At 37.7% G+C, this 25042-nt stretch carries 25 protein-coding genes; 21 read left to right on the top strand and 4 right to left on the bottom strand.

Annotated features, from left to right (window positions below):
* Positions 1 to 127: 127 nt before the first annotated feature.
* From jag to rpmH, 4 genes are all read right to left on the bottom strand, one after another.
* Entirely contained in the window at positions 128 to 832 is a 705-nt protein-coding gene (gene jag / locus CBF30_RS06225) for an RNA-binding cell elongation regulator Jag/EloR (protein ID WP_126823900.1), read from the bottom strand.
* Positions 833 to 854: 22 nt separating this feature from the next.
* Positions 855 to 1646 (bottom strand): YidC/Oxa1 family membrane protein insertase, encoded by a 792-nt coding sequence (locus tag CBF30_RS06230; protein ID WP_126825509.1) that lies wholly within the window; start codon positions 1644 to 1646, stop codon positions 855 to 857.
* Between the two features lie 55 nt (positions 1647 to 1701).
* Positions 1702 to 2043: a ribonuclease P protein component gene (gene rnpA, locus CBF30_RS06235; protein WP_126823902.1), complete on the bottom strand. Its 342-nt coding sequence runs from the start codon at positions 2041 to 2043 to the stop codon at positions 1702 to 1704.
* Positions 2044 to 2364: 321 nt separating this feature from the next.
* A complete protein-coding gene (rpmH, locus tag CBF30_RS06240; RefSeq protein ID WP_126825512.1) occupies positions 2365 to 2499 on the bottom strand; it encodes a 50S ribosomal protein L34 in 135 nt (44 codons plus the stop codon).
* Positions 2500 to 3002: 503 nt separating this feature from the next.
* On the opposite strand from rpmH, the gene dnaA reads away from it, so the two are divergent.
* From dnaA to CBF30_RS06345, 21 genes are all read left to right on the top strand, one after another.
* Positions 3003 to 4385, top strand: a complete 1383-nt coding sequence (gene dnaA / locus CBF30_RS06245; RefSeq protein WP_425469870.1) for a chromosomal replication initiator protein DnaA — start codon at positions 3003 to 3005, stop codon at positions 4383 to 4385.
* A gap of 165 nt (positions 4386 to 4550) precedes the next feature.
* Entirely contained in the window at positions 4551 to 5681 is a 1131-nt protein-coding gene (gene dnaN / locus CBF30_RS06250; RefSeq protein WP_126823906.1) for a DNA polymerase III subunit beta, read from the top strand.
* Between the two features lie 216 nt (positions 5682 to 5897).
* Complete coding sequence (gene yaaA, locus CBF30_RS06255) at positions 5898 to 6149, top strand: S4 domain-containing protein YaaA (RefSeq protein WP_126823909.1); 252 nt, start codon at positions 5898 to 5900, stop codon at positions 6147 to 6149.
* Positions 6149 to 7270, top strand: coding sequence for a DNA replication/repair protein RecF (recF, locus tag CBF30_RS06260; protein ID WP_126823911.1), 1122 nt, complete (start codon positions 6149 to 6151; stop codon positions 7268 to 7270). The genes yaaA and recF overlap by 1 nt, the downstream gene beginning before the upstream one ends.
* Positions 7271 to 7272: 2 nt before the next feature.
* The gene (gyrB, locus tag CBF30_RS06265; RefSeq protein ID WP_126823913.1) at positions 7273 to 9219 is read left to right on the top strand and encodes a DNA topoisomerase (ATP-hydrolyzing) subunit B; all 1947 of its coding nucleotides are present in this window, start codon (positions 7273 to 7275) and stop codon (positions 9217 to 9219) included.
* Positions 9220 to 9240: 21 nt separating this feature from the next.
* On the top strand, positions 9241 to 11712 hold the full coding sequence (gene gyrA, locus CBF30_RS06270; protein WP_126823915.1) for a DNA gyrase subunit A: 2472 nt from the start codon (positions 9241 to 9243) through the stop codon (positions 11710 to 11712).
* A gap of 320 nt (positions 11713 to 12032) precedes the next feature.
* On the top strand, positions 12033 to 12332 hold the full coding sequence (rpsF, locus tag CBF30_RS06275) for a 30S ribosomal protein S6 (RefSeq protein WP_126823917.1): 300 nt from the start codon (positions 12033 to 12035) through the stop codon (positions 12330 to 12332).
* Positions 12333 to 12393: 61 nt separating this feature from the next.
* Positions 12394 to 12927, top strand: a complete 534-nt coding sequence (ssb, locus tag CBF30_RS06280) for a single-stranded DNA-binding protein (RefSeq protein WP_126823919.1) — start codon at positions 12394 to 12396, stop codon at positions 12925 to 12927.
* Between the two features lie 27 nt (positions 12928 to 12954).
* Complete coding sequence (gene rpsR / locus CBF30_RS06285) at positions 12955 to 13194, top strand: 30S ribosomal protein S18 (RefSeq protein ID WP_126823921.1); 240 nt, start codon at positions 12955 to 12957, stop codon at positions 13192 to 13194.
* Positions 13195 to 13349: 155 nt separating this feature from the next.
* Complete coding sequence (gene rplI / locus CBF30_RS06290) at positions 13350 to 13802, top strand: 50S ribosomal protein L9 (RefSeq protein WP_126823923.1); 453 nt, start codon at positions 13350 to 13352, stop codon at positions 13800 to 13802.
* 112 nt (positions 13803 to 13914) lie between these two features.
* Positions 13915 to 15279 carry a replicative DNA helicase gene (gene dnaB, locus CBF30_RS06295; protein ID WP_126823925.1) on the top strand — a complete coding sequence of 455 codons (1365 nt, stop codon included), beginning with the start codon at positions 13915 to 13917 and terminating at the stop codon, positions 15277 to 15279.
* 176 nt (positions 15280 to 15455) lie between these two features.
* Positions 15456 to 16748: an adenylosuccinate synthase gene (locus CBF30_RS06300; RefSeq protein WP_126823927.1), complete on the top strand. Its 1293-nt coding sequence runs from the start codon at positions 15456 to 15458 to the stop codon at positions 16746 to 16748.
* Positions 16749 to 16988: 240 nt separating this feature from the next.
* Positions 16989 to 17864 (top strand): phosphate ABC transporter substrate-binding protein PstS family protein, encoded by an 876-nt coding sequence (locus tag CBF30_RS06305; RefSeq protein WP_211340492.1) that lies wholly within the window; start codon positions 16989 to 16991, stop codon positions 17862 to 17864.
* A gap of 92 nt (positions 17865 to 17956) precedes the next feature.
* Positions 17957 to 18883: a phosphate ABC transporter permease subunit PstC gene (pstC, locus tag CBF30_RS06310; protein ID WP_126823931.1), complete on the top strand. Its 927-nt coding sequence runs from the start codon at positions 17957 to 17959 to the stop codon at positions 18881 to 18883.
* The gene (gene pstA, locus CBF30_RS06315) at positions 18883 to 19767 is read left to right on the top strand and encodes a phosphate ABC transporter permease PstA (protein ID WP_126823933.1); all 885 of its coding nucleotides are present in this window, start codon (positions 18883 to 18885) and stop codon (positions 19765 to 19767) included. The genes pstC and pstA overlap by 1 nt, the downstream gene beginning before the upstream one ends.
* A gap of 18 nt (positions 19768 to 19785) precedes the next feature.
* Complete coding sequence (gene pstB, locus CBF30_RS06320) at positions 19786 to 20589, top strand: phosphate ABC transporter ATP-binding protein PstB (protein WP_126823935.1); 804 nt, start codon at positions 19786 to 19788, stop codon at positions 20587 to 20589.
* A gap of 12 nt (positions 20590 to 20601) precedes the next feature.
* Positions 20602 to 21381 (top strand): phosphate ABC transporter ATP-binding protein PstB, encoded by a 780-nt coding sequence (gene pstB, locus CBF30_RS06325; protein ID WP_126823937.1) that lies wholly within the window; start codon positions 20602 to 20604, stop codon positions 21379 to 21381.
* A gap of 19 nt (positions 21382 to 21400) precedes the next feature.
* Complete coding sequence (phoU, locus tag CBF30_RS06330) at positions 21401 to 22057, top strand: phosphate signaling complex protein PhoU (protein WP_126823939.1); 657 nt, start codon at positions 21401 to 21403, stop codon at positions 22055 to 22057.
* A gap of 66 nt (positions 22058 to 22123) precedes the next feature.
* On the top strand, positions 22124 to 22849 hold the full coding sequence (locus tag CBF30_RS06335) for a response regulator transcription factor (RefSeq protein ID WP_126823941.1): 726 nt from the start codon (positions 22124 to 22126) through the stop codon (positions 22847 to 22849).
* Positions 22839 to 24614 carry a sensor histidine kinase gene (locus tag CBF30_RS06340; RefSeq protein ID WP_126823943.1) on the top strand — a complete coding sequence of 592 codons (1776 nt, stop codon included), beginning with the start codon at positions 22839 to 22841 and terminating at the stop codon, positions 24612 to 24614. The genes CBF30_RS06335 and CBF30_RS06340 overlap by 11 nt, the downstream gene beginning before the upstream one ends.
* 122 nt (positions 24615 to 24736) lie before the next feature.
* The gene (locus CBF30_RS06345; RefSeq protein WP_245975034.1) at positions 24737 to 25033 is read left to right on the top strand and encodes a DUF2087 domain-containing protein; all 297 of its coding nucleotides are present in this window, start codon (positions 24737 to 24739) and stop codon (positions 25031 to 25033) included.
* Positions 25034 to 25042: the final 9 nt, after the last annotated feature.

Genomic DNA, 25042 nt, shown 5'->3' on the forward strand with positions numbered 1-25042 from the left:
CACTTTTTAATCAATTATAGCACATATTGACTTTCGACTCATGATTTAACTACTCGCACGTATGCAGCCAAACAAAGATAGTTTTCTAAATGAAAGCTCCTCAAGTTGCTCCATTTAGAAAACTATCTCAATTTTTACTGGTTCTTTTCTCTACAACCAAATATCTATATGGCTCACGTCCCTCAGAATGAGTCACAACTTCACTGTTTTTACTCAATATGGCATGAACTTGTTTTCTTTCAAACGCAGGCATCGGTTCCAAAAACACTGGCTGTTTGGTTGCAATGGCTTCGCTCGCTGCTTTTATGGCTAAGTTTTCCAACATTATCGCTCTTTTTTCCCGGTAATTCCCGATATTCACCACAACTTTTACATTTTCAACTAGTAAATGATGAACGAAAGCTTGAGCAATTTGTTGAAAAGCATTGAGCATACGTCCATGTTTTCCAATTAAGTATCCCAAGGACTCCGCCTCCATTTGGACGTTCAACACTTCTTGCTCCTTGACAACTTGAACCGTTGTTGGTAGGCCCATTTTTTCTGTAACAGCTTCTAAGTATTGTTGCAATTTTTGCTCAATAGTTTGCTCTAAGTCTTGAGAAGGCTTGGTTTTATTGAGTGAAAAAGATTCTTCGAAAACAGCTGGCTCCTCATTTATTGGTTCGAGTTTTTTTGGTTTCATCGAGACCACTGCCTCTTTATGTCCGATTCCAAAAAAGCCTTTTTTTCCAACTTGAATAATAGAAATATCTACTTCTTCTGCCGATAAATTTAAAGTTTCTAAACCATTTTTAATGGCTGACTCAACAGTTTCTCCAACGAATTTTTTCATGGTCCAAACCTCCTCAGTATCTTTAGCCTTTTTTCTTTTTCTTCCTAGGATTTTGAGCTTTGCGAAGTGCTCGTTCTAAGTCACGTCGTTTTTGTTCTTCTTCTTCTCGCTCTTTTTTTATCTTGTAAGGATTGTTTAGCAACAAAGTTTGAGCAGTTTGGAAGGCATTTGAGACTACCCAATACAAGGAAAGTCCACTGGCTAAATTAACTCCCATAAACAAGATTAAAGCCGGCATCATATAATTCATCATCTTTAAACTACTATTTGTCTCAATTTGACTCATGCTCGTTAGTTTCGTACTTGCAAAGGTAAAGATGGCTGCTAATATTGGCAAGATAAAGTACGGATCTTTTTGCCCTAATTCTAGCCATAAAAAATGTCCTTTGGTCAAACTAGGTTCGCGCGATATTGCTTGCCACAATGCCATCATAATAGGCATTTGAACTAGCAGCGGTAAACAGCCAGCTAATGGGTTCACGTTATGTTCGCTGTAGAGTTTTTGCTGTTCTTCTTGCAGTTTTCTTTTTGTTTCTGCATCTTTAGAAGCATACTGCTCTTGAAGCGCCTTGATTTTAGGCTGCAGTTCTTGCGTCTTTCGCATACTTTTATTTTGAAAGTGCATAAGCGGCAACAAGATAACCCGAATAATCAGTGTAAATAGAATAATCCCAATTCCAGAATTACCAAAAGATAACCCCTTGATGGCCATTGCAAAATAATACACAATGTATCGATCCCAAATCCCAGTACTATTTTTACTAATCTCTCCTTGCCCACATGCGGTCAAAACCAAGACCAATCCAAGCATCATTAAAACTAGTAGATATTTTTTCTTTAATCTAAACTTCACTTACATTCCCTCTCTCTTATTTATTCATTACTTTGGCTAACTTTAAGACATGCCGGATATTTTGTTTCACTTCGCGCGTATTTAAATGGATTACTGCTGGTCTGGCAATCACCACAAAATTATACTCAGACGAAATGTCTTCCTTCAACTCGAATAATGCTTGACGAATTTGTCGCTTAACACGGTTTCGTCTCACAGCATTCCCCACTTTTTTTCCCACAGATATTCCAACACGAAAATGAGGTTGCACATTTTTCTTCATTATATAGACAACGAAATTCCGGTTCGCAAACGATTGCCTTGTTTGTATAATCTTTTGAAATTCTTGTTCTTTTTTTATACGATACGACTTTCTCATAAGACAACCCTTTCATTTTAATCATCTATTAGATGCATGCCCACACGGTATATAATAGCACAAAAGTGTGCAAGAATCTTGTTCTTTTTTTGGAAAACTCCGCTCATGCAAACAAGCACCCCCAGCTTTGAAAAGCTCTTATAGCGTTTATAAACATCTTCCTTATTGCACGCACCCTATAGCAAAACAAAAAAGCAATATGAACGACACGCTCCACATTGCTTTGACTATTCGCTATCGTAAAAATAGCACTCATATTATTTTTGCTTAGAAACCTTTGTTGCACTCGCTAAGCAAAACCACTGGAAATACTCGTGTGGCTTATGCAGAAATCACTTTTCTTCCTTTACGACGTCTTGCAGCTACTACACGACGACCATTTTTTGTGCTCATACGTTTACGGAATCCGTGAACTTTTTGTCTTTTACGTTTGTTTGGTTGGTAAGTTCTTTTCATCTTCATCCACCTCCTAAATTCTTTGTTATCCTCTATAACTAGTCGGACAGACTTTAACAGTATACCGAATAAAGAACGATTTTGTCAATAGAAGCCCGAAGATTCTCCTAATTTCTTCGTTGTTTTTACAGCAGACGCTAAAGAACAATTTTGGAAATAAAATTACAAAATCGATTTTTTATCCACAATCAAACTATTTTATTTGGCATTAGCCTGTGGATAGCTTTTTTTATTTTGAAAGTTACTTTTCATCTATCACAGATTTATACACAAAAAAACAGGGTGTTACAAAGTTATCCACAAGAGGATTTTGATCTGTTTATAAGTGCTCTAAACTCTTTTAAATAAAGGGCTTGTTTCTAACATGTTTCTGTGTATAACTTTAAGTGACAGAAGAAAAAGCACTCTTATTCACAGACCTGTGGAAAAGTTGTTATTCTTTTGTTAATTTTTTTTCCACAGGTTTTCAAATTCAGTGGAAAACTTTTTTTATAAGTGCTAAAATGGTACATGACGAAATTTTTAAAAAGGAGGAAACACATGTGCCCAATATTGAATACATATGGAAAGAATTAGAAGATAGCTACCGTACAATTCTGACCACCCCAAGTTTTAATGCCTGGATTGAGCAAGCACGACCTGTGAGTCTAGAAAACAATCAATTAACCATTGAAGTCCCCTCTACACTCCATAAAGAATATTGGGAAAAAAATTTGGCATCTAAAATCGTCGAAACTGGTTTTCGACTAACTGGTGAGGAAATTACACCGCAGTTCATCATTCATAACGAACTTGCTTCTCCCAGCGAACCATTAAAAAAAGAAGAACCACTCATATCTGACATAACCAAACAAAATAGCAAAAAAGCTTTGTTAAATCCAAAGTATACATTCGATACCTTTGTAATTGGTAAGGGCAACCAAATGGCTCATGCAGCAGCATTAGTGGTTGCCGAAGATCCTGGATCAACCTACAATCCTTTATTTTTTTACGGGGGCGTTGGCCTTGGAAAAACTCATTTAATGCATGCAATTGGACATCAAATGCTCGTAAATACCCCTTCTGCAAAAGTCAAATATGTCAGTAGCGAATCGTTTGCGAATGATTTTATTAATTCTATCCAAAATCGAACTTCTGAGGCTTTTCGCCAAGAATATCGCAATGTTGACTTGCTTTTGGTAGATGATATCCAATTCTTTGCTGACAAAGAGGGGACTCAAGAGGAATTCTTTCATACTTTTAATTCTTTATATAATGAAGGAAGACAGATTGTCCTAACCAGTGATCGTTTGCCAAATGAAATTCCGAAACTACAAGAGCGTTTAGTCTCCCGCTTCGCTTGGGGACTTTCAGTAGATATTACACCACCAGACTTAGAAACACGGATTGCTATTTTAAGGAAAAAAGCCGATGCCGAACGTCTAGAGATTCCCGACGATACGCTCAGTTATATTGCTGGCCAGATTGATTCTAATATTCGAGAGTTGGAAGGAGCACTTGTGCGCGTGCAAGCTTTTGCAACCATGCAAGGCAACGATATCTCTACGAGTTTAGCGGCAGACGCGCTCAAAACGCTGAAACCAGCTACACAAAACAATCAATTGTCCATCCTAACGATCCAAGAAGAAGTTTGCAATTATTATCATGTTCAGCTGAAAGATCTCAAAGGAAAAAAAAGAGTGAAAAGTATTGTCGTTCCGCGACAAATTTCCATGTTTTTAGCTCGTGAGTTGACGGACAATTCATTGCCTAAAATTGGTGCAGAATTTGGCGGAAAAGATCATACAACTGTCATTCATGCACATGAAAAAATTCAACAATTAATGGTCAAAGATATGACCATCCAAAAAGAAGTAACTGAAATCAAAAATCACTTACTATCATGATGTGGATAAATCGATAAGAAATGAAAATTTATCCACAACTTATCCACAGTGGATAACTCCTTATGTCTTACTCGTTCAAAGAACTTATCCACAGATTCCACAGTCCCTACTACTACTATTATTTTATTTAATTAATAATAAACAATCAAAAAGGAGCACATAAAAATGAAAGTCACATTGAATCGAAATGCGTTTTTAGCAGAATTAGCTACTGTCCAAAGAGCAATTTCTTCCAAAACCACTATTCCAATCCTAACCGGTGTAAAAATTGTATTGTCAGATGAAGGGCTAGCCCTTACAGGTAGTAATGCGGATATTTCAATTGAAACTTTCTTGCCTGTAACCGATGAAAAAGCTGAAATGCACATTGAAACAACAGGTGCTATTGTCCTCCAAGCAAGATTTTTCAATGAAATTATTCGAAAACTACCAGAAAATCATCTCTCTTTAGAAGTTCTTAGTAACAATCAAGTTTCGATTACTTCTGGGAAAGCTGCTTTTACTGTAAATGGTTTGGATGCAGAGAGCTATCCGCATTTACCTGTAATTGATGAAAAGAATCAATTAAAATTACCTGTTCGTGTACTTAATAAATTGATTAATGAAACCACTTTTGCTGTTTCTATGCATGAGAGTCGTCCCATCTTAACTGGCGTACACTTTGTGTTAAATTCGTCTGAACTCTTAGCAGTTGCAACAGATAGTCATCGCTTGAGCCAACGGGTGATTCCAGTAGAACAAGCAATTGAAGATTTTAATATTGTGATTCCCGGAAAAAGCTTGCTAGAACTTTCTAAATCTTTTAAAGATGAAGAAGAGTTGGTTGAAATTAGTATTATGGAAAATCAAGTGTTGTTTAAAACGGCTAATATGTACTTTTACTCACGCTTACTTGAAGGAAACTATCCTGATACAAATCGTTTAATTCCAACTTCCTTCAATACAGAAATTGAGTTTCAAGTCCCTGAATTACTCTCAGCAATTGATCGTGCATCTTTACTTTCACATGAAGGACGCAATAATATCGTAAAATTATCTATCTCACCAGATAGTGTGATTCTTTACGGGAATTCGCCAGAAATTGGGAATGTTGAAGAAGCCTTAAGCTATAAAAACGTTCAAGGTGAGGCACTAGATATCTCTTTTAACCCCGATTATATGAAAGCAGCCTTAAAAGCTTTTGGTGAAGGGGAGATTGTTGTTAAGTTTATCTCCGCGATTCGACCATTCACGCTTGAGCCAACTGATACTGAAACAGCTTTTGTTCAGTTGATTACTCCGGTTCGTACAAATTAATATCCAGTCAAAACAAAAGAGAGACTCAAATATAAATTTGGGTCTCTCTTTTTTAAGCTATCTAAAATTCGATAAGAGCGCAAGTCAGTAAAAAATGATAAATTTGTCGTTTTGTGTCTGAAAAGCTCTATATGGAAAAATATGCAGATAAATTTGTTTTTCTTCAAAATTAACGGTATAATATAAGTATAGTTTTTTGGATAAGAAGGTGCAAAATTGAAACAAACATTTAAACTAAATAAAGAATATATTACTTTAGGCCAATTTTTAAAAGAAATCAATGAAATTTCAAGCGGAGGGATGGCGAAGTGGTATTTACAAGAACAAACTGTTTTTGTAGATGGCGAGCTTGAAAACCGCAGAGGTCGTAAATTATATGAAAACATGATGATTGAAATACCTGAAGTAGGTACTTTTTTTATGGAGAAAAAAAAGAGCTCAGTGAATGATCATAAGGATCAAGCGTAATGAAATTAACGGATATTCATCTTGAAAATTACCGGAATTACGAGCAATTAGCGCTTGATTTTTCTCCCAATTTAACAATTTTTCTAGGAGAAAACGCGCAAGGAAAAACCAATTTACTTGAGAGTATCTATGTACTCGCTATGACAAGAAGCCATAGAACGAACAACGAAAAAGAGTTTATTCGTTGGGGAGAAGATATTGCACGGATTGAAGGAAATGTTCAAAAGAGGAATAGTTCAGTCAAGCTTGAGATGGCGATCTCGGCCAAAGGAAAAAAAACCAAAATTAATCACTTGGAACAACGTAGGCTAAGTGATTATATAGGGTTCTTAAATGTGATTCTTTTTGCACCAGAAGATTTATCTTTGGTAAAAGGTTCGCCACAGGTAAGACGAAGATTTATTGATATGGAGCTTGGACAAGTCAATCCCAATTATCTGTATCAGCTGTCTCAGTACCAAACACTGCTCAAACAGCGTAATCAATATCTGCGGAGAATCAATGAAACAAAGAAAAAAGATGAGGTTTTTTTAGAAGTTTTAGCAGAACAGCTGGCAGAGTCTGGCAGCTTCGTTCTTTTTTACCGCTATCAATTTTTAAAGAAACTAATGCATTGGGCAAACGAAATTCATGAAACGATTTCGCAACAAAAAGAAGACTTAGCAATTTGCTATGAACCAAGCATTAAGGTTGATGAATCAATGGAACGTGAAGAATTAAAAGCTGTTTTTCTGGAAGCTTTGAAAAAAAATCAAGCAAGGGATCTAATGAAACAGACAACCTCTGTGGGACCTCACCGAGATGATTTACTCTTTTTAGTCAATCAGCAAAATGTTCAAACGTTTGGTTCACAAGGTCAACAACGAACAGCAGCTTTGAGTATCAAGCTTGCTGAGATCGAATTAATGAATGCTGAAATAGGAGAATATCCGATATTACTTTTAGATGATGTGCTCAGTGAGCTTGATGATGAACGTCAAATTCATCTGATGGCGGCAATTGAAGGAAAAGTTCAAACATTTTTAACCACAACGAGTTTGGCGCACATCGAAGATAAAATGAAAAGCAAACCTGCCATTTTTCATGTTTCAGAGGGTAAGATAGAAAGGAAAAGTGAATAAATTTGACAGAAGAAAAGAACTTAAAAGAACGCGCACAAGAATATGATGCGAGTCAGATTCAAGTTTTAGAGGGGCTAGAGGCTGTTCGAAAACGTCCAGGTATGTATATTGGTTCTACCAGTGGTCAAGGCTTGCATCACCTTGTGTGGGAAATTGTCGACAATGCTATCGATGAGGCCTTAGCGGGTTTTTGTGATGAAATCAATGTCATTATCGAAAAAGATAATAGTATCACAGTTATTGATAACGGACGTGGAATTCCAGTTGGCACTCAGGCTAAAACAGGTCGGCCAGCTGTAGAGACTGTTTTTACTGTGCTACATGCAGGAGGGAAATTTGGCGGTGGCGGATACAAAGTATCAGGAGGCTTGCATGGTGTAGGGTCTTCGGTTGTAAATGCCCTTTCGACCCAATTAGATGTAAAGGTGTACAAAGAGGGTAAAATCTATTACCAAGAGTATCATCAAGGGGCAGTTGTAGCCGATTTAAAAGTTATTGGAGAAACAGAACGTCATGGAACGACGGTTCACTTTATTCCTGATCCCGAGATTTTTAAAGAAACAGTTGAATTTGAGTTTGAAAAGCTAGCGACAAGAATTCGTGAGTTATCATTTTTAAATCGTGGGTTGAAAATAACAATTGAAGATTTACGTAGTGAAGAACCAATAAAAAAAGAGTTTCATTTTGAAGGCGGAATTAAGAGTTATGTTCAGTTCTTAAATGACACGAAAACAGTTTTGTTTGAAGAACCGATTTATATTGAAGGCGAGCAACAAGACATTTCGGTAGAAGTGGCGATTCAATATACAGATGGCTACCATACGAATGTGATGAGTTTTGCCAATAACATTCACACTTATGAAGGTGGAACGCACGAATCAGGATTTAAAACAGCGTTGACGCGTGTGATTAACGATTATGCTCGAAAACAAAAGATAATGAAAGATAACGATGAAAACCTAAGTGGGGAAGATGTTCGTGAAGGTCTAACAGCCGTGATCTCCATCAAGCATCCCAATCCGCAATTTGAAGGTCAAACAAAGACAAAACTTGGAAATTCTGAAGTTAGGACTGTAACTGACCGTTTGTTTTCTGAGGCTTTTAATAAATTTTTACTAGAAAATCCTACAGTTGGAAAAAAAGTAGTTGAAAAAGGGATACTAGCAGCAAAAGCAAGACAAGCAGCCAAGCGTGCAAGAGAAGTAACACGTAGAAAAGGTGCACTAGAAATTAGTAACCTTCCTGGTAAATTAGCAGATTGTTCTAGCCGTGAACCAGAAAAATGTGAATTATTTATTGTCGAAGGAGACTCTGCGGGAGGATCTGCCAAACAAGGACGTAGTCGGGAATTCCAAGCAATTTTGCCGATTCGTGGAAAAATCCTCAATGTTGAAAAAGCAAGTATGGATAAGATACTAGCAAATGAAGAGATTCGTTCATTATTTACAGCGATGGGAACAGGATTTGGTGCTGATTTTGAGGTATCCAAGGCGAGATACCATAAGCTTGTGATTATGACGGATGCCGATGTTGACGGTGCGCATATTCGTACATTATTGTTAACACTTTTTTATCGTTATATGCGTCCTATTGTAGAAGCTGGATATGTATACATTGCACAACCTCCTTTGTATGGTGTCAAACAAGGGAAGAATATCACCTATGTGCAATCTGGTAAGCATGCAGATGAAGAGTTGGCTCGTGTGATTAAAGAGTTACCAACGTCGCCTAAACCGTCTATTCAGCGTTACAAAGGTCTTGGTGAAATGGATGACCATCAACTATGGGAAACGACAATGGACCCAGAAAATCGACTGATGTCACGTGTGACAGTTGATGATGCGATTGAAGCCGATCGTGTCTTTGAAATGCTAATGGGGGATAAAGTAGAGCCGAGAAGACTCTTTATCGAAGAAAATGCGCGTTACGTTAAGAATTTAGATATCTAGTAAAATGAAGGAGTAGGTGACATGACAGACGAAGTAAGAAAGAATATTCAAGATGTCAACTTGTCCAGTGAGATGCGCGAATCGTTTATAGATTATGCGATGAGTGTAATTGTTGCCCGGGCATTGCCAGATGTGCGTGATGGTTTAAAACCTGTGCACAGAAGAATCTTATATGGCATGAATGAGTTAGGGGTGACACCTGACAAACCACATAAAAAATCAGCCCGGATTGTCGGGGACGTTATGGGTAAATATCATCCACATGGTGATAGTGCGATTTATGAGTCAATGGTTAGAATGGCCCAACCTTTTAGCTACCGTAAGATGCTCGTAGATGGTCATGGGAACTTTGGGTCAGTCGATGGTGATGGCGCTGCAGCAATGCGGTATACAGAAGCAAGAATGAGTAAAATAGCTCTTGAAATGCTGCGAGATATTAATAAAAATACAGTGGATTTTCATAGCAACTATGATGAAACGGAACGCGAACCAGACGTTTTACCAGCACGTTTCCCTAACCTGCTAGTCAATGGTACAACAGGGATTGCAGTCGGAATGGCAACAAATATTCCTCCTCATAATTTAGGAGAAGTCATCGAAGCAATTCATGTATTGATGAAAAATCCAGAGGCAACTACGGCTGATCTGATGGAAGTACTCCCTGGTCCTGATTTTCCAACGGGTGGACTTGTGATGGGGAAATCTGGCATTCGTCGTGCCTATGAAACAGGTAGAGGCTCGATTATTGTTCGAGCTAAAGTCGATGTGAGCGAGATGAAGAACGGGAAAGAACGGATATTGGTAACGGAACTTCCTTACATGGTTAATAAAGCCAAACTCATTGAGCGAATCGCAGAACTTGCCAGAGACAAAAGAATTGAAGGAATTACCGACTTACGTGATGAATCTTCTCGTGAAGGAATGCGAATTGTGATTGATGTAAGAAGAGATGTGAGTGCTTCGGTTATTTTAAATAATTTATACAAAATGACTGCGTTACAAACCTCTTTTGGATTCAATATGTTGGCTATCGTAAAAGGTGTACCAAAGGTTTTGGGCTTGAAGCCGATTTTAGAATATTATTTGGAACATCAAGAAGAAGTCATTCGTCGTCGTACGGAATTTGACAAACAAAAGGCTGAAGCTCGTGCGCATATTTTGGAAGGCTTAAGGATTGCTTTGGATCATATCGATGAGATTATTGCTATTATCCGTGGTTCTGAGTCCGATGATGTCGCCAAGGTAGCTTTGATTGAACGCTTTACTTTTTCTGATCGACAAGCACAAGCTATCTTAGACATGCGTTTGCGTCGTTTAACTGGTTTGGAAAGAGATAAAATCGAAAAAGAATATCAAGAATTGATGAAATTGATTGCTGATTTGACAGATATTCTAGCAAATCATCATCGAATTTTAGAAATCATTGAGACAGAGTTAAGAGAGATTCAGAGCAAGTTCGGTGACGAACGCCGGACAGAATTGCTTGTAGGAGAAGTTTTAAGCCTTGAGGATGAGGACTTGATAGAAGAAGAAGATGTGGTCATCACATTGACGCACAACGGCTATATCAAGCGTTTGGCAAGCTCTGAGTTTCGTTCACAACGTCGCGGTGGTCGTGGCGTTCAAGGCATGGGCGTTCATGATGGCGATTTTGTTGAGAATTTAGTATCTTGTTCGACCCACGATACGCTCCTATTCTTTACAAATAACGGGAAAGTCTATCGTGCAAAAGGCTATGAAATTCCAGAATACGGTCGTACAGCCAAAGGGATACCAGTGATTAATCTCTTAGGAATTGATTCTAGTGAAACGATCCAAGCGATTATAAATGTAGAGGGACTTTCAGAAGAAGGTCAGTATCTATTTTTTACAACGCGTAAAGGGACAGTGAAACGAACAACTGTCACTGCCTTCTCCAATATTCGTAGCAATGGTCTAAAAGCGATTGCACTAAAAGAGGACGACGAGTTGATGAATGTGACCCTGACAGATGGGAACAAACACATTATTATTGGAACGCATAAAGGATATTCGGTCACTTTTTCAGAGACAGCTGTAAGAGATATGGGAAGAAACGCTTCAGGAGTCCGAGGGATTCGACTAAGAGAAGAAGATTATGTCGTGGGAATGGACATTTTGGAAGAAAATTCTGAAGTCCTGATCATCACAGAAAAAGGTTATGGAAAACGTACGGCAGCCAGTGAGTATCCTGTCAAAGGTCGGGGTGGTAAAGGAATAAAAACAGCCAATATTACCGATAAAAATGGACCACTAGCAGGTTTAACCACCGTTGATGGCAGCGAGGATATATTGCTGATAACCAATGAAGGTGTGATTATACGCTTTGGCATCGACTCTGTTTCACAAACAGGGCGCTCGACTCAAGGAGTAAGGCTCATTCGTTTAGAAAAAGAAAGTATTGTATCAACCATGGCTAAAGTAGCTGCAGAAGAATCCTTGGAAGAGGTAGAAACAGACAGTACTGAAGGCTAAGTGAATTTAAACAGAGTAGAGACGTAAGGGATTGTCCTGTCGTCTCTACTTTTTTATTGTGGATAAAGCAAGAAAAATAACGATTAACCCATCTATCCACATGTGGATAGATGGGTTAGATGCTTTTTTTATAAAAAAAGCACATAAAATAGATTGGATAAGTTTAAAAAAAGAGGTTTATAAAATGTTGTAGATTCAATATGTTATTGCAATTTTGATAGAGATGTAGTATAATTTATATTTGTGAGTAGTCTATACAAAGACAAGCTCTCCTTGCTCTTTAAAAGAAAGAGCCAAAGTCCACGAGGAGGTGAAAATCAATGAGTCAAGCAACGAAATATGAAATCATGTACATTATTCGTCCGAACATTGATGAAGAAGCAAAAACTGCTTTAGTAACACGTTTTGATACTATCTTAAAAGACAACGGTGCTGAAGTCCTAGAATCAAAAGATTGGGAAAAACGCCGTTTAGCGTACGAAATTAATAATTTCCGCGAAGGTATCTACCATATCGTAAAAGTTTCTTCTGAAAATGCTGATGGAATTAACGAATTTGATCGTTTAGCTAAAATCAACGAAGACATTTTACGTCACATGGTTGTGAAAGAAGAAGCATAAAAAGATTCATGTATATACCGAATGTTTCACATGAAACATTGTAGAGGAAGGAGCTGGACAAATGATTAATAACGTTGTATTAGTAGGAAGACTAACAAAAGATCCTGATTTACGATATACTGCTAGCGGTACAGCTGTGGCTACTTTTACTTTGGCTGTAAACAGAAATTTTACTAACCAAAATGGAAATAGAGATGCTGATTTCATCAATTGTGTGATTTGGAGAAAACCAGCTGAAACAATGGCAAATATTGCGAAAAAAGGTACCTTGATGGGAGCGACTGGTCGTATTCAGACTAGAAACTATGAAAATCAACAGGGCCAAAGAGTATATGTAACTGAAGTGGTCTGCGATAACTTCCAATTGCTAGAGTCAAAAGCTGCTAGTGAACAACGTCAACATTCTGATAATAGTTATTCTGATTATGGACAATCCAATTTTGGTGCGCCACAATCAAATAATACCAATCAGTCATTTGCCCCAACTTCAGGTCAATCAACAAAAAATGAAACGCCAAGTTTTGAAAGAAATACTTCAGATCCGTTTGGAGATTCTTCTCAAATTGATATTTCAGATGATGATTTACCATTCTAATTTAAAATTTGATAAGGAGGGAAAATGATGGCACAACAAAGAAGAGGCGGAAAAAAACGTCGTAAGGTTTGTTACTTTACTTCTAACCATATCGATCATATCGATTACAAAGATGTTGAATTGCTAAAAAGATTTGTTTCAGAAAGAGGAAAGATTTTACCTCGTCGTGTAACAGGTACTTCAGCAAAATATCAACGTAAATTAACGATTGCAATTAAACGTTCACGTATTATGGGCTTACTACCATTCGTTGGAGAAGAAGCTTAAAAACATAGAAGAAGGCAGTATAGAGAAATCTATGCAGCCTTTTTTGTTTCACGTGAAACAATTAAAATCAGTCGCTACTTGGGTCTTTTTATGTTAAAATTAGATAGTAGATTAGCAAGAATTTATAGATAGGTAGTCATGAAGGAGAGGTTATGATGAAAGTTATTTTTTTAGCAGATGTAAAAGGAAAAGGGAAAAAAGGGGATATCAAAGAGGTAGCCTCAGGTTATGCCCAAAATTATCTGATCAAAAATGGACTCGCAAAAGAAGCAACTAGAAGTAGTGTGAGCGAATTACAAGGTCAAAAAAAAGCGCAGCAAAAACAAGAAGCTGAAATCAAACAAGAAGCTGAAACGTTAAAAGAAAAAATTGAAGCTGAAGGATTTAATGTTGAAATAAAAGCAAAATCTGGCGAAGATGGTCGCTTATTTGGTTCAATTCCTTCCAAACAAATAGCCGATGCTTTAACTAAGCAACACAAAATTAAAGTTGATAAGAGAAAAATGGATTTGGCCCAACCAATCCGCGCGCTAGGTTTTACGAATGTTCCAATTAAATTACATCAAGAAGTAACAGCAACATTAAAAGTGCATGTTGTAGAAGAGTAAGAAAGTAACGAAGCTAAAACAAATACGTTAGGAAAGGCTAGAATTGCTTTCTTTTCAAATGATGGATACTAATAAAGTCTATAGAAGTGAGCTGAATGAGGAGAGAAAATGCATGAGTGAAATCTGGCCAGATCGTTTGCCCCCACAAAATATAGAAGCTGAACAAGCCGTTCTTGGTTCAGTGTTTCTAGATGCGGATGCTGTTGTGGAAGCATTGGAATATATAGAGCCAAAAGACTTTTATCGTCGGGGGCATCAATTGATTTTTCAAACGATGATTGCACTAAATGATCGCAATGAAGCCGTTGATGTGATTACAGTAAAGGATAGTTTAGAGCAATTAAATTTGCTAGAAGACATTGGTGGTATTAGTTATCTTTCTGAATTAGCGTTAGCTGTACCGACGGCTGCAAATGTTGGGTATTACGCTAAAATAGTGGAGCAAAAGTCTTTACTAAGAAATTTGATACAAACTGCCACTGAGATTGTGTCAAAAGGGTTTGAACAAGGTGAAGATGTTGAAACCATCTTGGATGAAGCAGAACGAAGGATTCTCGAAGTTTCTGAAAAAAGAAATCGTAGTGGTTTTCTTTCGATAGCGGATGTATTGAATACAACCATTACTCAAATTGATCAATTGTCACAACAAAATGAAGAAATCACTGGTTTGCCAACTGGATATAGTGCACTTGATAAAATGACCGCTGGTTTACAACAAGAAGAACTAATCATCTTGGCTGCACGGCCGGCCGTTGGGAAGACAGCTTTTGCTTTGAATATCGCACAAAATGTTGGAACGAAAACAGATAAGTCGGTTGCAATTTTCAGTCTTGAAATGGGTGCAGAATCGCTGGTAAATCGTATGCTTTGTGCAGAGGGGTCAATTGAAGCAGCGCATTTGCGGACGGGACAACTCTCTGAAGAAGAATGGTCGAACTTAATTGTGGCAATGGGGAGTCTTTCAAAAGCCAATATTTATATTGATGATACTCCTGGGATTAAGATTACTGAAATTCGGGCGAAGTGTCGGAAACTAGCACAAGAAAAAGGAAACTTGGGTTTAATCTTGATTGATTATTTACAGTTAATTGAAGGAACTGGACGAGAAAATAGACAGCAAGAGGTATCCGAAATTTCACGACAACTTAAAAAGCTTGCAAAGGAGCTAAAAGTTCCAGTGATTGCCTTGTCCCAATTGTCACGGGGAGTTGAGCAAAGACAAGATAAGAGACCGGTTCTAAGTGATATTCGTGAGTCTGGATCTATTGAGCAAGATGCCGATATCGTGGCTTTCTTATATCGTGATGACTATTATGACCGAGAAAATGGGGAAGATGATGATCATGAGGCATCTGAACCAAACAATATAATTGAAGTGATTATTGAAAAAAATAGAAGTGGGGCGCGTGGGACAGTAGAGTTACTCTTTATCAAAGAGTATAATAAGTTTTCATCATTGTCACCACGAGTAGAATAAAGCTTGGAAGACATTGTTCGTCTTTTTAAGATTTTTTTTAATCACATAAAGTTATCATTCGCTTATGGGGTGGATTTTTTATCTAAATTAGAATAATATTCGATTTTTATTGAATATCTTAGCAGATATTGATAAAATAAGTAAGTATGAGATAAAAATAAGGACGAGGTGTTCATATGCCATCTGTAGTTGTAGTAGGTACGCAATGGGGAGACGAAGGGAAAGGAAAAATCACTGACTTTCTAAGTGAAAATGCTGAAGTGATCGCACGTTATCAAGGCGGGGATAACGCTGGCCACACGATTCAATTTGATGAGGTTACTTATAAGTTACATTTGATTCCTTCAGGGATTTTTTACAAAGACAAGATTAGTGTGATCGGTAACGGTGTCGTTGTGAATCCTAAATCGCTAGTAAAAGAACTTGCTTATTTAGAAGAAAAAAATGTTGCGACGGATAATTTACGCATTTCAGATCGTGCGCATGTTATTTTACCCTATCATATCAAACTAGATCAGCTCCAAGAAGATTCAAAGGGAGAAAATAAAATTGGTACAACGATCAAGGGAATTGGACCTGCCTACATGGATAAAGCAGCACGTGTCGGAATTCGAATTGCGGATTTATTAGATAAAGAAATTTTTGAAGAACGCTTAAAGATTAACTTAGAAGAAAAAAATCGACAGTTTGTTAAGATGTTTGATAGTACGCCGCTTGATTTTGAAGATATCTTTGAAGAATACTACGAATACGGACAACAAATCAAAAAATATGTAACAGATACATCTGTTATTTTAAATGATGCGTTGGATAATGGAAAGCGGGTTCTGTTTGAAGGTGCACAGGGTGTGATGCTTGATATCGATCAAGGAACCTATCCATTTGTTACTTCTTCAAATCCTGTTGCAGGGGGTGTAACGATTGGGAGTGGCGTTGGACCATCTAAGATTAATAAAGTTGTGGGTGTGTGTAAAGCCTACACTTCACGTGTTGGAGACGGACCATTTCCAACAGAGCTCTTTGATGAGAACGGCGAACAAATCCGTGAGGTTGGACGTGAATACGGCACCACAACAGGACGTCCTAGACGTGTCGGCTGGTATGATAGCGTGGTCATGCGTCACTCAAGACGTGTTTCAGGTATCACAAACTTATCACTAAACTCAATCGATGTACTGAGTGGATTAAAAACAGTAAAAATTTGCACAGCTTATGAGTTAGACGGTAAAAAAATCTACCATTATCCGGCAAGCTTAAAAGAATTATCAAGATGTAAGCCAATCTATGAAGAATTACCTGGTTGGGATGAAGATATTACAAAATGTAAAACATTGAATGATCTCCCTGAGAATGCGCGTAATTACGTGTATCGTATCTCTGAGCTTGTAGGGGTTCGAATCTCAACTTTTTCTGTCGGTCCTGATCGGAATCAAACAAACGTTTTAGAAAGTGTTTGGGCGCAAATATAATAGATAAAAAAAAGCATTTGGCGAAAACGCCAAATGCTTTTTTTATGGGTTCCGTTAGTTTTAAGGATTTACAAAGAATTTAATGAAAACAAAGGCTGGAGAGAGTTTTTTACTTATAATTTGGAAGTTTACAAAAAATTTACTTAAATTCGTCAAAGAGATTTACATTATTTTGATACTCTTTAGGTGCAGTTAATCATGCAAAAAGAAAGAGGAAGAAAAATGAAAATGACGAGACATTTGAAATTTGTTGTTGCTGGATTGGCACTTGTAGGTCTTATGGCTGGATGTGGTAAATCCTCAAGTAGTTCAAGCGATAGTACGAATCAAGCAAGTACTAAAAAGCAAAGTATTACAGCGGTGGGTTCAACAGCACTCCAACCTCTAGTCGAAAGTGCAGCTGAAGCATTTAGTAATGAAAATAGCAATTATCAAATTGATGTTCAAGGGGGCGGGAGTGGTACTGGTCTTAGCCAAGTACAAACTGGCGCTGTAGATATTGGAAACTCTGATGTTTTTGCAGAGGAGAAATCTGGGATTGATTCAAGTAAACTTGTGGATCATAAAGTAGCCGTTGTTGGTATGGCACCGGTTGTCAATAAAGAAGTTGGTGTGACGAATATAACAAAAGAAAATTTGATTAAAGTGTTTACAGGAAAAGTGACAAACTGGAAAGAAATCGGTGGGAAGGATCAAACCATCGTGGTTGTAAACCGTGCAACTGGGAGTGGAACACGTGCAACGTTTGAAAAATGGGGACTAGACGGGGCTACTCCAATTAAATCCCAAGAACAAGATTCTTCTGGTACAGTGAAAAAAATTGTGGCGCAAACGCCTGGGGCAATCAGTTATTTGGCTTTCTCACAAACAGATGATACCTTAAAAATGCTATCAGTAGATGGGGTGAAACCAACCAATCAAAACGTTGCAACCAACAAGTGGGTAATCTGGTCTTATGAACATATGTATACAAAAGGAAACCCAACTACAAAAGTTAAAAAATTCTTGGATTATGTTTTGTCTAAAGAGGTTCAAGGTGGCTTAGTTGAAAAAATGGGGTATCTACCTGTAACAGATATGAAAGTAGAACGTGATTCAAACGGAAAAGTGAAATAAAACAAGAAAAGTATAGCCTGGTCTGCCATCAGCAGGCACAGGCTTTTTCTTTAAAAAGTTGAGATGCCAGTTTAAAAGTAGGGAGCAAATGAATGAAGACGGAATCGATTAAAAAAAATTTAACGACCAGATCGAAAAAAGCTAAAATTGAACGTTTTGGCAAGTTAGTCAGCTTTATCTGTATTTTAATCATTATTGCAGTCGTTGTAGCCATTTTTTATTTTGTCTCAAGCAAAGGACTAGCAACTTTTTTTCAAAATAAAGTCAATGTTATTGATTTTATTTTTGGTAAAGATTGGCAACCAAGCTCGGTTGATCAGTCAGGAAAACCTTTGGTAGGAGCGCTCCCGATGATTGCGGGATCGTTTATTGTGACGGTGTTATCCGCTATTGTAGCAACGCCTTTTGCAGTTGGAACCGCGATTTTTATGGTAGAGGTTTCACCAAAACGGGGCGCTAATTTATTGCAGCCTGTTATTGAATTATTAGTTGGAATTCCTTCTGTTGTGTATGGTTTTATTGGTCTGTCTGTGATTGTTCCGTGGATCAGAGGAATTTTTGGTGGGACAGGATTTGGGATTCTAGCAGGGGCTATTATTTTATTTATCATGATACTGCCAACGGTGACAAGTATGACTGTGGATGCGCTCAAGAGTGTACCAAGGCATTACCGGGAAGCATCACTTGCTCTTGGAGCAACAAGATGGCAAACGACCTATAAAGTGGTGCTTCGAGTTGCCACACCAGGGATACTAACCGCTGTTATATTTGGTATGAGTCGTGCGTTCGGGGAAGCACTTGCAATCCAAATGGTAATTGGAAACTCAGCTGTGATGCCCACAGGCTTGCTGACACCAGCGGCTACACTGACAAGTGTCCTTACTATGGGGATTGGCAATACAATTAGTGGTACACTCCAAAATAATGTTTTGTGGTCGCTAGCACTGGTCTTACTCTTTATGTCATTATTCTTTAATTTAATCATGAGAATGATCGCAAAGAAAGGAGCGATGAACTAATGAATGCCAAAAAAATCGACAAAATGGCTACGGGAGTCTTGTTTGGAGTATCGTGTGTGCTTGTCTTATTATTAGCTAGTTTTTTAGGTTACATTCTTGTGCAAGGAGTGCCACATATTTCTTGGCATTTTTTGACAGCTCCAGCAAAATCTTTTCAGTCTGGTGGCGGGATTGGTCTTCAGATTTTTAATTCTCTCTATTTATTAGTATTGACCATGATTTTGGGAATTCCGATTTCATTAGGTGCGGGAATTTATCTGTCAGAGTATGCCAAAAAGAATTGGCTTACAGATTGTATTCGAACTGCTATCGAAATTTTGAGCTCTCTACCAAGTGTAGTCGTAGGGTTGTTTGGTTTTTTAGTCTTTGTCCTTCAATTTCAGTTTGGTTTCTCCATTCTGTCAGGGGCACTTGCGTTGACCTTCTTCAACCTACCTTTACTGACGAGAAATGTGGAATCTTCTCTACAGGCTGTCCCTTATACGCAGCGTGAGGCAGGATTAGCACTGGGAATTTCTAGATGGGAAACAGTTACGAAAATTATTGTACCGGAGGCTTTGCCTAGTATATTAACCGGAATTATCTTAGCAAGTGGTCGGGTCTTTGGGGAAGCAGCAGCACTCATTTATACATCTGGTCAAAGTGCACCCACACTTGATTTTACAAACTGGAATCCTTTCGATGAAACTAGCCCTTTGAATATTTTTCGAAAGGCTGAAACCTTAGCAGTTCATATTTGGAAAGTCAATAGTGAAAGTACTACACCAGATGCTGCCGCAATCTCTAGTGGCGCTTCAGCTGTGTTGATTTTAGGTGTTTTGTTCTTCAACTTATTCGCACGTATCATTGGAAATCGAATTCATAAAAAAATGACTGCATCTTAAAGCAAAGAAGGAGTATCTATGCAAACTTATGATTTATCTCAAACATTCATCAAAGGATTTTCACAAGAAGAGCTCGTGCTGTACACGAAAGATCTCTGTGTCTGGTACGGTGAAAAAGAAGCGATTCATAATGTATCTTTATCTTTTGAACAAAATAAAATCACGTCCTTGATTGGACCATCCGGTTGTGGGAAGTCCACTTATTTACGCGCACTCAATCGAATGAATGATGAAATCCCTTCTGCAAAAGTAACCGGAGAAATCTACTATCAAGGTGTCGACGTTAATTATAAAAATATCGATGTTTATGAAATGCGTAAGCGCATAGGTATGGTTTTTCAACGGCCTAATCCATTTAGCAAATCAATCCGTGAGAACGTTACATTTGCCCTCAAACAACACGGATTAAAAGAGAAAAAGCTGTTGGATGAACGTGTAGAGAAGGTCTTGAGACAAGCAGCGCTTTGGGAAGATGTCAAAGATAGTTTAGACAAAAGTGCACTAGCCCTGTCTGGTGGTCAACAACAACGCCTATGTATTGCACGAGCGGTCGCAATGCAACCGGATGTCTTGCTTTTAGATGAACCGGCCAGCGCGCTTGATCCTATATCAACGAGTAAGATAGAAGAAACATTGCTCGATTTGAAGAAAAACTACAGCATTATTATTGTGACACATAATATGCAACAAGCCTCTAGAATCAGTGATTATACCGCTTTTTTCTATACTGGAAAAGTACTTGAATATGACGATACAAGAAAAATTTTTACAAGACCAAAAATTAAAGCAACAGAAGATTATGTATCAGGTCATTTTGGATAAGGAGAGAAAAACATGGTGGAGTTACAGACTGTTGAAGAACATTCAATTTTAAGGTCGTCGGATTTACATGTTTATTATGGAAAAAAAGAGGCGCTGAAAGGGATTACTATGGGATTTAAGCAGGGAGAAATCGCAGCGTTGATTGGGCCTTCTGGCTGTGGAAAATCTACCTATTTAAGAACGTTGAATCGGATGAATGATTTAATTCCGGGGATGACGATTACGGGCAACGTCTCATTTAAGGAAAAGAATATTTATAGGCCCAAAATGGATATTGTTGAGCTGAGGAAAGATATCGGCATGGTTTTTCAACAGCCTAATCCGTTTCCTTTTTCTATCTATGAAAATGTGGCCTATGGACTAAGGCTCACACAAAACATACCCAAACAACAACTAGACGATATTGTAGAAAGAAGCCTGCGAGCAGCTTTTGTGTGGGAGGACGTTAAAGATAAGCTAAACAAGAGTGCTTTGTCTTTATCAGGTGGTCAACAGCAAAGAGTTTGTATTGCACGGGTGCTTGCTGTTAATCCACAAGTGATTTTGTTGGATGAACCAACGAGCGCCCTTGATCCCGTATCAAGTGGCAAAATCGAAGAAATGTTACTTGAGCTAAAAGAGAAATATACCTTGATTATTGTGACACATAACATGCAACAAGCTTCACGAATTTCTGATAAAACAGCATTTTTTCTAAATGGTGAGCTTATTGAGTATGATCAAACAAGAAAAATTTTTTCAAATCCAGCTCAAGCAGCAACGGATGATTATATTTCAGGCAGGTTTGGATAGAAAGTGAGGAGGGAATCATATGCTAAGAAAGCAATTTGAAGAAGAACTAGAAAGTTTGCATGAAGAATTTTATGAAATGGGTTTAAGAGCAGGCGAAGCAGTGGCCAAAGCAACGGAAGCATTTGTTAACCATGACAAAGAACTTGCAAATACGGTGATTTTAGAGGATGCACGCATCAATCAATGTGAGGTTAACTTAGAAAAGAAAAGTTATGAATTGCTAGCTTTACAACAACCAGTGACAAAAAATTTACGCATATTAGTGACAATCTTAAAGGCCAGTAGTGACCTAGAAAGAATTGGAGATCATGCAGTTTCGATTGCCAAGGCAACAATTCGGGTCAAAGGTAAACAACGTGTACCCTATATTGAACAAGACATCAGTGAGATGTCAAAAGCTACATTAAGAATGGTGGATGCAGTGCTGCATGCTTACATCAAAACGAATACCAAAAAAGCAAAAGAAATTGCTAAAGAAGATGATCAGATTAATGCATATTTTAAAAAAATCTATCAAAATACGCTCAAAGAAATGCGTGAAAATAAAGAGACCATTATTGGTGGCGCTGATTACTTACAAGTTGCTGGATACTTAGAACGGATTGGGGATTATGTTACCAATGTGTGTGAGTGGATTGTCTATCTAGAAACTGGGAAAATTAGTGAGTTAGGCTAAGATCAGGTAGTCTGTGCTATACTAAAATAGTAAAAAAGAACTGAGTAGAAGGTGGCTGACAGACCAATGAAGCAAATTTTAATTGTGGATGATGAACCCTCAATCTTAACGCTTTTAAAATACAACTTAGAAAAAGAGCGTTATCAAGTAGACACAGCAAATGATGGACGAGAAGCGTTACAAAAAGCAACAACGAAGGCTTATGACTTTATTGTTCTAGATTTGATGTTGCCCTATTTAGATGGAACAGAAGTGACCAAAGAATTGCGAAGTCAAAAGATTACGACGCCAATCATTATACTGACAGCAAAAGATGAAGTCTTTGATAAAGTGGTGGCACTTGAAATGGGGGCAGATGACTATTTAACAAAACCTTTTAGTCCACGAGAATTGATTGCACGTATGAAGGCAACTTATAGAAGGTACATCAAACAAGAGCATCAAGAAATTAGTCAAACGCTTGAAGTAGGAAAAGACAATATTTTACAAGTCGGCGCACTTACGCTCTACCCGGATGAATTTATTGCAGAAAAAAATGGCAAACCACTAACATTGACTAGGAAAGAATTTGAATTGTTAACCTATTTTATGAAACGAAAAAACCGAATTATTGATCGTGAAAGAATGCTTGTGGCACTTTGGAATGATAGTTACGTGGGACAATCACGGATTGTCGACATTCAAGTCAGTCACTTACGAGAAAAGATTGAAGACAATCCTAAAGAGCCCAAGTATTTACTCACCATTCGCGGGTTTGGTTATAAATTCCAGGAGCCAGAAAATGAAAAATAGAGCTACTGTTAAAATCATGGGGTTGTTTCTTTGCTTTACGCTAGTTTGCATTCTTGGGGCCCAGTGGTTGAATCATTCCTTGCATCAAGAAATGATTAAGCAGCAAGTTACGAAGCTGGATCGTGAACTTGAATTGTTAGAAAAAAATATCGATTTTAAAGAAATAATAGCAAATGATCAAGTAAGCAATCTAACTGAAAGTCAAACGTTGAAAAAAGCATTAGGTGCTAAGGAAAGACTAACCGTAATAAGTCAAACAATGCAAGTAGTTGTGGACACAGAAAATACTAAAAAAATTGTTGCATCTGGAAGTCGCAAGCAACGTCCAGAAGTAGCTGCCGTTACTTCTGGAAAATCGTTGGGCTATGCGCTTAGGAACAGTACTACAATTGGAGAGAAGTTACTCTATGTAGCAAAACCTATCAAAATAAATGGTAAAATCATCGGGATCGTACGAATTTCTGAGAAATATAGCGGGTTTTCAGAGGGAGCTAAGAAGCTAGAGACCACTCTCTTGCTCTTTGTAGGTAGTTTATTACTTCTTTTATTTTTGTTTCTTTCGTTGCTAATCTATCAACGAAATGAACCGATGCGTAAGTTGATCCCTTTATTTGATGAGTTGAGTAAGGATCCGACGAAACGTCAACTGATTGTAGAAGACGCGACGGATTGGTTGCCGTTGTATGATTCAGCTAACCAACTAATGAAAGAAACGCATACTTTATCAAGCTTGCAAAGTGCTAGTGAAATGAAACTACGCTTTTTCTTAGAAAACTTGGCAATTGGGGTGGTTATGATTAATGAGGAAGCCCAAGTTACAACCATCAATCCTAAATGTTTTGAGCTGCTTCAAGAAGAAGCAATAAAGCCGCCCTTTCATTATCAAGAAATCATTAAAAATCCGCAAATTTTGCAACTCTTACACCAATCACGTAATCAAAAACAGGATCAGCATGAAGAAGTTCGGATTATTCGACCGCAGAGTAAAGATTTAGATGTACTTTTCCGTTATTTAAAACCAAACGATCAAGGTCAGAGTTTGATTATCGGAATTTTTTATGATTTGTCACAGATTCGTCAGTTGGAGAGAATGCAACAAGACTTTGTGGCGAATGTATCTCACGAATTGAAAACACCAGTCACATCTATATTAGGCTTTACTGAAACACTACTTGACGGGGCACAAGCCGAACCAGAAATCCGCCAAGAGTTTTTAACCATTATTCAAAAAGAAGCGGGACGCTTACAGGAAATGATTCAAAAAATTCTGCTGCTATCACGAAATGGAGACACCTTCGAAGACATAGAAGAGGAGGTCCTATCAATAGCGGATATTTTGAAAACAGAACTTGACTTTTATCAACAAAAGATTGAAGAAAAATCATTAGTAATCGAATGTGACAATAAGCTAGTCAAAGATCGGTTATTACCTGCTAGATACGTGCAACCAATTATCAAAAATCTTTTAGAAAATGCGATTTATTATACCGAAAATCAAGGGAAAATCAAGATCAAACTGACTCAAACGGCTGAAAATTTTTGTTTCTCTGTTCAAGATAATGGTGTTGGAATTTCTGAGAAAGACCAAGAACGAATTTTTGAACGATTTTATAGGGTGAGCAGATCACGCAATCGAAATGCTGGTGGCTCTGGTCTGGGATTGGCAATCGTGAAGCATTATGTCGATTTGTTAAAGGGTCAAATTGAGATTGAAAGTCGTCTAGGCTTAGGTACAACTATCAAGGTAAGAATTCCAGTGCAATAGCCGATAGCGTCAGTCATTGTTTTTTTCAAGTCATTATGTATAATAGTGTTGTAGTGGGGGTAGTGAACAGCCCCCTGGACTAATCGATATAGGTTAATTCGACCAGGAGTAATCATGTTTTTGTGGTCAGAAAAGAGTTGGTAGAATCATGGGAAATGAAGAACTTTTCAAAAAATACTTTCAAGATGGAAAATTGCGACAAATTCCGAAAAAAAAATAAAGATAAACAAGAGTTATTTCGTTTTTTTGCGGAACAATTTGATGATGCGAAAATCTATACGGAAAAAGAAATCAACGAGAAACTAAAAAATTTTTATGATGATTTTGCGATAGTACGCCGTTACTTAGTGGATCATGGCTATCTACTTCGTGACCAGTATGGTAAAGAGTATCGCAAAAAGATAGACCTAGCTGAGTAATAGATGCTC

It is taken from the genome of Vagococcus entomophilus, from assembly GCF_003987595.1.
Taxonomy (GTDB): Bacteria; Bacillota; Bacilli; order Lactobacillales; family Vagococcaceae; genus Vagococcus_E; species Vagococcus_E entomophilus.